Annotated in this window: 7 protein-coding genes; 5 read left to right on the forward strand and 2 right to left on the reverse strand. The window is 74.3% G+C overall.

Annotated features, from left to right (window positions below):
- From CCN39_RS27305 to CCN39_RS27325, 5 genes are all read left to right on the forward strand, one after another.
- Nucleotides 1-3,172: KR domain-containing protein (locus tag CCN39_RS27305; protein WP_143264167.1), on the forward strand; the 3,172-nt coding region annotated here is incomplete at its 5' end.
- 22 nt (nucleotides 3,173-3,194) lie between these two features.
- Nucleotides 3,195-4,058, forward strand: coding sequence for a phytanoyl-CoA dioxygenase family protein (locus CCN39_RS27310; RefSeq protein WP_086846650.1), 864 nt, complete (start codon nucleotides 3,195-3,197; stop codon nucleotides 4,056-4,058).
- Nucleotides 4,059-4,138: 80 nt separating this feature from the next.
- Nucleotides 4,139-5,044: a DMT family transporter gene (locus CCN39_RS27315; protein WP_143264168.1), complete on the forward strand. Its 906-nt coding sequence runs from the start codon at nucleotides 4,139-4,141 to the stop codon at nucleotides 5,042-5,044.
- A 51-nt stretch (nucleotides 5,045-5,095) separates the two neighbouring features.
- Entirely contained in the window at nucleotides 5,096-6,457 is a 1,362-nt protein-coding gene (locus CCN39_RS27320; protein WP_244211035.1) for a cation:proton antiporter, read from the forward strand.
- 7 nt (nucleotides 6,458-6,464) lie between these two features.
- Nucleotides 6,465-7,550 (forward strand): DNA glycosylase AlkZ-like family protein, encoded by a 1,086-nt coding sequence (locus tag CCN39_RS27325; RefSeq protein ID WP_158104547.1) that lies wholly within the window; start codon nucleotides 6,465-6,467, stop codon nucleotides 7,548-7,550.
- A 4-nt stretch (nucleotides 7,551-7,554) separates the two neighbouring features.
- On the opposite strand, the gene CCN39_RS27330 is transcribed toward CCN39_RS27325, so the two are convergent.
- Both CCN39_RS27330 and CCN39_RS50245 read right to left on the reverse strand, forming a co-directional pair.
- Nucleotides 7,555-8,982 carry an MFS transporter gene (locus tag CCN39_RS27330; protein WP_086846656.1) on the reverse strand — a complete coding sequence of 476 codons (1,428 nt, stop codon included), beginning with the start codon at nucleotides 8,980-8,982 and terminating at the stop codon, nucleotides 7,555-7,557.
- Nucleotides 8,983-9,017: 35 nt separating this feature from the next.
- A partial coding sequence (locus CCN39_RS50245) for a peptide ligase PGM1-related protein (protein ID WP_208630398.1) occupies nucleotides 9,018-9,481 on the reverse strand: 464 nt, incomplete at its 5' end.

Raw genomic sequence — 9,481 nt, forward strand, 5'->3', positions numbered from 1 at the left:
CCCGGTCGCCGCGGCGCTCGAGCGGGCCCGTGCCGCCCTGTCCGCGCCGGACGACGAGGTCACGCGGTACCAGCGGCGCATCCGGCAGCTCGAAGACCACGCCGTGCGCGTCCTCGACTCGGCCGGCGGCCGGGCGTACCTGGCCGCCACGACCGGGACCACACCGGCGGACACCCGGCGGCTGCGGGCCTTCGGGAACCTGCTCGACCGCCCGCGCCCGGCCGTCACGGAAGTGCCGCCGGAGGGCGCCCTGGACGCCGAGTGGGCCATCGTCGGCAACTGCGCCGACCGGCTGCCCCGGTTCTTCGACGGATCCCTCGACGGCGAGAGCATCCTCTTCGGCGGCTCCGGCGCGGACCGGCTGCGGTCCTACTACCAGGGCTCGTTCCTGCTCAACCGGCTCAACTCCGCACTGGCCGGCGTGGTCGCGGCCGCGGCGGCCGCCCGGTCCCCGCGGCCGCTGAAGGTCCTCGAGGTCGGTGGCGGCACCGGCGCCACCACCGAAGGCGTCCTCGCCGCGCTCGGCGCGCACGGGCCGGCCGCCGACTACACGTTCACCGACCTCAGCGAAGGGCTGAACCGGCTGGCCGCCGAGCGGTTCGGGCAGCACCCCGGCTTCCGCACGGCGATCGCCGACCTCGACTCCGACACCTCGGTCGGCGCGCTCGACGACGACTACGACGTCGTGGTCGCGGTGGACGTCGTGCACGCCACCCGGGACGTCGGCGCGACCCTGGACCGGCTCGCCGGGCGCCTCGCGCCGCACGGGCTGGTCCTGCTGGTCGAAGACCTCAAGGCACTGGCCTGGGTGGACCTGACCTTCGGGCTGCTCGACAGCTGGTGGTCCTTCGACGACGACATCCGGGCCGACCACCCGCTGCTGCCCGAAGAGCGCTGGCGGGCCCTGCTGGACAGCCGGTTCGGCCGGGTCGACGTGCTCCGGGCGTGCGGCGGGCTGCCCGCCGGGGACACCGTCGCCGACGAAGGGCTGTTCGTCTGCGCCAACCCGCGGCCGGCGGACCGGGAAGAGCCGGTCGTCGTCGACGTCGCGACCGGTGCGGACGTCGAAGGGCTGCTGCCGTCGTCGGCGGGCACGGCCGTGCTGCGGTTCGAGCCCGGCGAGCCGGACGCGGACACGGCCGGGTGGTTCGCCGCCGCGCTGCTGCGGGCGGTCCGGCGGGCCGAGGAGCTCCCGCGGCTGCACACCCTCGTGCTCTGCACCCCGGACGGGGACGCCGTGCGGCCGGCCGGGGCGATGGCCGCGGCACTGGCCCGGGTCGCGGCCTCGGAAGACCGCCGGGTCCGGACCCTCGCACTGGCGGTGGACGGGCCCGGACACCCCGCCGAGACCGTCCGGCAGGTGCAGACCCTGCTGACGCACGGCTGCGCGCACGTCGCCGCGAGGATCTGCGACGGGACGCTCCTGCTGCCCGCGGTCGAACCCGCCGGTTCCGCACCGGACGGCGAGCCCCTCGACCACGACGCACTCGTGGTGTTCGGCGGTTCGAGCGATCTCGCCCACGCCGTCACCGAATGGTTCACCACGACCCACGGCATCGGCCGGGTGTGGCTGGTCGGCCGGTCCGTCCTCGACGAGAACACCGAGCGGTTCGCCGCCCGGCTCGCGGACGCCGGGGTCCGGGTCCGCTACCTGACCGCCGACGTGGGTGACGCGGCCGAGGTCCGCGAAGTGGCCGCGCGGGTGACGGCGGACGCGGCGAAGCCGCTCGTGCTCAACCTCGCCGCGGTGCTGCGCGACGGCACGATCGACACCGTCCGCGCCGAAGACCTCGAAGCCGTGCTGCGGCCCAAGGTCCGCGGCAGCCACCACCTCCGGGCCGCCTTCGCCGGCACCGCCGCCCGGTTCGTGCTGTTCAGCTCCACCAGCGTGCTGCTCGGCAACGCGGGCCAGGCGGCGCACGGCATGGCCTGCGCCCACCTGGACGGCCTGGCCGCCGCACCGGACGTGGTGGCGGTGCAGTGGGGACCGTGGGACGGCGTCGGCGTCACCGCCCGGCGCGGGCTGAACGCCGCGCTGCGCCGGGCGGGGGAGAGCCCGTTGCCTCCGGCCGTCCTGCTCCCCGAGCTCGACCGGGCCTGCCGGACCGGCGAGCCCGGCATCGCGGCCGACCTGAGCGCGGCCGTCCTGCGCCGGCACCCGTTCCACACCGCGTTGCTGCCCGCTCTGCCCCGCCCGGCTGCCGCTCCGGACGCGCCGGGAACCACGACCGCGGCCCCGGCCGGCGGAACCGGTGAGCCGGAGTCCGGTGCCGAGCTCGTCGCCGCGGCGGTGGCGTCCGTGCTCGGCGTGGCGCCCGGCGAGCTGGCCGCGGACCGGTCGCTGGCCGACAACGGCGTCGACTCCCTCACCCTGATCGAGGTCCGCGCGCTCATCGAGCGCCGCAGCGGGGTGCGGGTGCCGCTGAACGACCTCTCCGACGCGCCGACCCTGGCCGCGGCCGCGGACGCCGTCCGGCCGCGGGTCGCCCCGGCGGCCACCGGCCCGGTGTTCTACGTGGCCGGCATCTTCGGGCGGCTCGACGGCGCACCCGATCTGGAGAGCGCGCTGACGACGCCGGCCGGGCTGGTCACGCTGGCTTCGCCGACCCGCGAGGCGGGGGCGGCGGGCCGGACCGACGTCGTGGCGGTGGCCGGCGACCTGGCCGACGAGGTCGAGCGCGTGCAGCCGGAGGGCGAGATCACGCTCGTCGGCCACTCGTTCGGCGCGATGGTCGCCTGCTCGCTCGCCGTCGAGCTCAAGCGCCGGGGACGGACCCTGCGGCGGTTCGTGGTCGTCGACGGCGAACCCGTCGCCACGGCCGCCCCCGGTGGCCCCGCCGCCGAAGAGGAGTTCACCCGCCTGCTGGAACTGGGCGGCGGGGCGGGCCGCCTGTCCGGGGACAGCCGGGCGGAGGCCTACGAAAGCTACCGGGCCAACTGCGAGATCGCCCGCTCGGCGCAGGTCGTCGACGAGCTCGCCTGCCCGATCGTCATCGCCGTGCCCGAGACCGCCACCGGCGTCGGTCCCGGACCCGCCCGCGCGGCCGGGCTGGCCGCCGAAGCCGAGGAGAAGTTGGGAGGTACTTCCGTTGCCGTAGTCCGCATCCCGGGTGACCACTTCTCGATGCTGCGGTCCCCGCACGTCACCCGGCTCGCCGAACACCTCGAGTGAAGACAACCGAAGGAGACACGAAATGACTTCCATCGCCGCCCCGGTGGCCGCCACCGAACGGTTGCTGACCCCGGACGAGGCCGCCCGGTTCCACGAGGACGGGTTCGTCGTCAAGCGCGGGCTCTTCTCGGCCGACGAACTGCGCCCGCTGCAGGACGAGCTCGACCGCCACCCGGACATCCGCGGTTCGCAGTCCAGCATCCCCGATCTCGAAGGGAAGCTGTGGAAGGTCACCATCTGGTGCGAGCAGAACGACACCTACGCCGGCAAGCTGCCGCGCCTGGCCCGGATGGTCGACAACACTTCCCTGCTGCTGGGGGAGGAAAGCTACTTCTGGCACATCAAGCTCGTCCGCAAGAGCGACGACGTCCCCGGCGCGGTCGACTGGCACCAGGGGTACGCCTACTGGTACGACGACTGCGTCTACCCGAACACCGTCACGTGCTCGGTCGCGCTCGACTCGAACAACCTGGAGAACGGCTGCCTGAAGGTGGTCAAGGGCTCGCACAAGCTCGGCCGGATCGACATGGTCGACGTCGGCGGCGCGCACGTGGCCGACCCGGTGCGGACCGCGCAGATCATCGACCGGCTGGAAGTCGTCCCGTGCGAGATGGAGGCGGGCGACGCGGTCTTCTTCCACGCCAACATGCTCCACGGGTCGCTGCCCAACAGCACCAGCCGGCCGCGCACGCTGATGCACTGCGTCTACAACGCGCGGTCGAACGAGCCGGTGGACCCGGAAAAGTCGCCGCACCGGGCCTACCGCCCGACCGGGAAGCTGCCCGACGACACGCTCGCGCGCGGCGACTACGACACCGTGTTCGAGAAGCACACCTTCTTCGCGCCGGAGCAGCTCAACAGCGTCGGCGGGACCCAGGTCTTCTGACCACCGCGGTCGTCCCCGGTCGGCGTCCTTTGTGGACGGACGAACCGGCCGGGGCCGGCGCGGTGCCGTAGGTTGGTCCGGTGGATGACGAGAGGTCGGACGTGGAACCGGTGGTGCGGGAAAAGTCGAGCGACGCGCACGCGCGCCGCGAGCGGGTCGTCGGCATCCTGCTGATGCTGGGATCGGCGACGTCGTTCAGCACGATCGGGTTGTTCACCCGGGCGACGACGCAGTCCCTGGGTGACGTGCTGTTCCTGCGCGGGGTGTTCGGAGCCCTCGCGATCTGGGTGGTGGCCCGGCTGTTCACCAAGCAGCGCATGACGGACCGGGCGAACTTCCGCTGGCCCGCGCTCGCCGTGGCCGGGCTCTTCACGGTCGGGATGACCAGCCTGGTCGGGGCCTACCGGCTCGGCAGCGTCGTGAACGTGTCGGTCATCTACGCGACCATCCCGATCGTCGTCGGGCTGGCCCAGCTGATCTTCTTCCGGCGCAGGCCGTCCGCGGTGTTCTGGGTGTCCGGCGCCGGCGTGGTGGTCGGGGTCGGCGTGATGGCCGGCGGCGGCCTGAGCGGCGGCGACCTGGTCGGCATGAGCCTGGCCTTCGTGATGACGATGTGCGTGGCGGGGGTCATCCTGATCTCCCGGCGGCACCGGGACACGCCGATGCTGGCCGCGTCCGCGCTGGCCTGCCTGCTCTCCAGCCTCCTCGCGGCCCCGTTCCTGGACCGCGACCTGTTCGACCCGAAGGGGTTCGCCGTCTCGGCCCTGTTCGGAATCGTGACCCTCGGCCTGGGCCGGGTCTTCCTGGTCGTCGGCTCCGGCCGCGTGCCGTCCAGGGACGCGGCGCTGATCGACGTCCTCGATGCGCCCATGACGCCGGTGTGGACCTGGCTGGTCCTCGGCGACGTGCCCGGCGCCAACGGCATCGCCGGTGGCGCCGTCGTGATCCTCGCCGTCCTGCTCGGCGTCCGGTACGACCGGGAGTGAGTGCCGGTCGTCCCGGCGTCGCGGCGGCTTTCCCCCGAAGGTGGTCGATCCGTGACTCCCCACATCCAAGCTGCTCCCGCCGGCGGAAGCGAAGCGGTGGCCGGCATCGTCCTGGCCGACCTCGGCCTGCTGCTGGTGACGGCGTTCGCGTTCGCCGTGCTCGCGAAACGCCTGCGGCAGCCCGCCGTGCTCGGCGAGATCATCGCCGGGATCGCGCTCGGCCCCAGCCTGCTCGGGCTGCTGCCCGGCCACCCGACGGAGGTGCTGTTCCCGCCGGCGGCCCGGCCCTACCTCACCGTGCTTTCGCAGCTGGGCCTGGTGCTGTTCATGTTCGGGGTCGGCTACGAACTGCGGCTTTCGCGGCTGCGGGGCGTCGGCAAGCAGGTGACCGCGGTGTCCCTCGTGTCGGTCGCGCTGCCGTTCGCGCTCGGTGCCGGGCTCGCCCTGCTGCTGTACCCGTGGCTCGACCGGCACGAGCTGAAGCTGGGCGGCCCGCTCGGGCCCGCGCTGTTCCTCGGCGCGGCGATGTCGATCACCGCTTTCCCCGTGCTGGCCCGGATCGTCACCGAGCGCGGCCTCCAGCACAGCCGCCTCGGCACGGTCGCGCTGGCCAGCGCGGCCGTGCAGGACTTCCTCGCGTGGTGCGTGCTGGCCGTGGTGGTCGCCGTCGTCACGGTCGGCGGTCCGTGGCCGCTCGGCCGGATCGCGCTCGGCTCGGCGGTGTTCGTCCTCGTGCTGGTGTACCTCGTGCGCCCGGCCCTGAAGTGGCTGCTGGCACCGCAGCGGAAGTGGGCGGGCAGCAGGCTCGCGGTCCACACCGTGCTGATGGCCGGGTTGCTGACCTGCGCGTGGACCACCGACCTGATCGGCCTGCACGTCGTGTTCGGGGCGTTCCTCTTCGGCGCCGTGGTGCCGCGGAAGGCGGTGGCCGAGAGCGCGCCGGAGGTGCCGGTGCGGATCGAGCAGATGAGCCTGTTGCTGCTCCCGGTGTTCTTCACCGTCACCGGGCTTTCGGTCGACCTCGGCACGCTGGGGATGCGCGGGGTGGTGATCGTGCTCGCGGTGATCGCCGTCGCGTGCGTGAGCAAGTTCGCCGGCGCCGTCGGCGCGGCCCGCCTCACCGGGGCCGACGGGCACCGGTCGGTCGCGCTCGGCATCCTGCTCAACACCCGCGGCCTGACCGAGCTGGTGATCCTCAACGTCGGGCTGAGCCTCGGCGTGCTCGACACGCGGCTGTTCACCGCGATGGTGATCATGGCCGTGGTGACCACGCTGATGACCGGGCCGCTGCTGAGCCGCCTCAAGCGCCGCAAGCCGGTCGCCGTCCCGGCCGGCGAAGCTGCCCCGGACGAAACCCCCGGCGATACCCCCGATGACGCCCCCGACGACGAGGACACGGTGCGCGCTGCATGATCGCTTCATGAGGGAAACCGGCCGGCTCCAGCGCCTGCGGGCGACGGCGGTGCACGCCACCCTGGGTGATCCGGGGGCGCTGGCCGCCGCCGTCGCGGCGCTGGAGTTCGTGCAGTACGACCCGATCCGCCGTCCGGGCCGGGCCCAGGACCTGATCCTGCGGCACCGGGTGCGCGGCTACCGCGAGGGCGGTCTCGAGCGGGCTTACGACCGGCTCGGCCTGGACGAGGGCTACCTGCACGTCTACGGCGCGATGACCCCGCGGCTGCGCGCGCTGGCCGACCCCCGCGGCCGGCCGGAGTTCGGATACCGGCCCTCGGGAGTGGCCGCGGACGTCCTCGCGCTCGTCGACGAGGTCGGCGTCGTCCACCCGCGGGAGGTCGCCGCGCGCCTGGGTGACGCGCGCGTGGAGAACCTCTGGGGCGGGACGTCGACCGCCACCACGCACGCGCTCGACGAGCTGCACCGGCACTGGCTGGTCCGGGTCGCCGGGCGCCGCAACGGCGTGAAGCTCTACGGTCCCGCCGCACCGGTGCCGGAGCCCGCCGACCCGGCGCGAGCACTGGCCCGGTACCTGGCCCGGCTGCTGATGCCGGTGCCGGTGCCCACCTTGCGCGGCGCGCTCGTGCAGCTGCGCCGCCGCGGGGGCATCGACGCGTCGGCGGCCGTCGATGCCCTGGTGGCATCGGGGGAACTCGTCGTCGAAGAGGTGGCCGGCTGCGCCTGGGCCCGCCCCGCCGACGCCGTCGTCCCGGACACGCCGGTGCCGCCACGCGTCCGCTTCCTGGCCCCGTTCGACCCGGTCGTCTGGGACCGGCGCCGCTTCGAAACCCTGTGGGGCTGGCCGTACCGGTTCGAGGCCTACACGCCCGCGGCCGCCCGGCGGTTCGGGTACTACGCCCTGCCGCTGTTGACCGGCGACCGCGCGGTGGGCTGGGTGTGCTGCACGGTGACGGACGGCGGCTTGGCCGTCGACGGGCGGTTCGCCGTCCGGCCGGAGAAGGGAAAGGCGTTCCGCGCCGGCTTCGACCGCGAAGCGGAGCGGCTGGCTGCCACCTTCGGGCTTTCGCTGCGGTCCGCCACGGTGACGTGAGTGCTCAGCCGCGGGGGTCGGGCAGCTTCCGGCCGGCCGCGAAGATGACCAAGGCGACCAGGATCTGGACCGCCATGACGCCGGCGAAGGCGTCGCGGATGCCGAGCACCCCGGGTTCGGCCAGCCACAGGTACGAGCTGCCCAGCGTGGCCACGCCCGCCGCCACCGACACCTGCTGCACGGTCACCAGGACCCCGCTCCCGGCGCCGGCCTGCGCGGCGGGCACTCGCGAAAGGACGACGCGGAACATCGTCGTCATCGTCAGGCCCTGGCCGAAGCCCGCGAGGGCCATGCCGGGGACCAGCGCGAGGATCGGCACGTGCGGCCACTCGAGCAGGACCGTGCCGATGAGGACGGCGATCCCGGCCGCCTGCGCGACCGCGCCCGTCGTCACCACCCGCTGTCCGATGTGGACCGTCAGCCTGCTGCTGACGAGCGAAGCGACCAGGAACCCGAGGGCCATCGGAGTGATCGCGAGGCCGGCCCCGGCGGCGCTGAACCGCAGACCGTCCTGCAGCGTCAGCGCGTACACGAACAGGAAGGCGCCGAAGGCGGCGAAGAACGGGGCGCTGAGCGCCAAGCCGCGCCGCATGCTGGGCAGCGCGAGCAGGGACGGCGGCAGCAGCGGGGTGGCGCCCCGCCGTTCGGCCCGTCGCTGCGTCCGGGCGAACAGCACGGCGAGCACCAGGGCGGCACCCAGCGACAGCCACGTCCACCACGGCCAGCCGAGCGCCCGGCCGGCCATCAGCGGCACCAGGACCGCCAGGACCAGCGCACCGAAGAGCGGGGTGCCGGCCCGGTCGAGGCCGAGCGGGCGCGCCGAACGGCTTTCCGGCACGGTCCGCCGGAGCGCCAGCAGGCAGGCGAGCCCGATCGGCACGTTCACCAGGAAGATCGGCCGCCAGGCCAGGCCGCCGAGATCGGCCGTCACCAGCAGGCCGCCGGCCAGCTGGCCGGCGCACATGGCCAGCCCGGAGGTGGCACCCCACCAGCCCAGCGCCTTCGACCGACGCTCGCCGGAGGTGGCGGCCTGGATGATCGACAGCACCTGCGGCACCATCAGCGCCGCGGCCGCGCCCTGCGCGGCCCGGGCCACCACCAGCAGGCCGGCCGTCGGCGCGAGGCCGCCGGCGAGCGAGGTGAGGGTGAACAGGCCGAGGCCGACGGCGAACAGCCGCCGCCTGCCGAAGTGGTCGCCGAGCCGGCCGCCGAGCACCAGCAGGGTGGCGTAGGCGATCCCGTAAGCCGCGACGACCAGCTGCAGCACGACGGGCGTCGCGTGCAGGGTGCGGTCGATGGTGGGCAAGGCGACGTTGACGATGAAGAAGTCGACGATCGACAGGCCGGCTCCGCTCAGCACGGTCAGCAGCCCGGCCGGGCCGAGCTCGGCCGGGGCCCGCGTCACCGGGTGCGTACCGGTTGCTGTGTCCATGGTTCCACCCTCCGCGCCGCGGCGTCACAGGATCGTCACTCGGCGCAGCTCCACGTCATCCGCAGCGCCGCGAGCGCCCGTTGTTCGAGCCGGGTGGCGTGCGCCGCGTCGAGACCGATGACGCACCAGCCGATTTCGCCGCGGCACGCCGTGGCGTCGACGGTGACGGCCACCCCGGTCCGGGCCGCCCGGTCGTAGGCCACCTCGGCGATCTCGAGCGCCGCGACGGCCGTGGGGAAGTCGCGCACCTTGATGCCCGCGCGGGTCAGCAGCACCCGGTCCCGGGTGTGGTCCGGCCCGGCCAGCGCCCGGGCGAGCCGGGCGACCGGGCCGTGCCGGCCGGTGCCGGCCCGTACGCCGCTGACGAACCAGCCGTCGCCGGTCAGCACCGAGTCGACGCGCAGCGCGCCGGCGTAGCCCCGCCGGCCCGCCTCCGCCGCGACGTTCACGCTGTGTGCGGTCAGCTGGGCGAGCGTGGCCGCGGTCAGGCTCCCGCCGG

Source organism: Amycolatopsis kentuckyensis (assembly GCF_002155975.1).
Classification (GTDB): domain Bacteria; phylum Actinomycetota; class Actinomycetes; order Mycobacteriales; family Pseudonocardiaceae; genus Amycolatopsis; species Amycolatopsis kentuckyensis.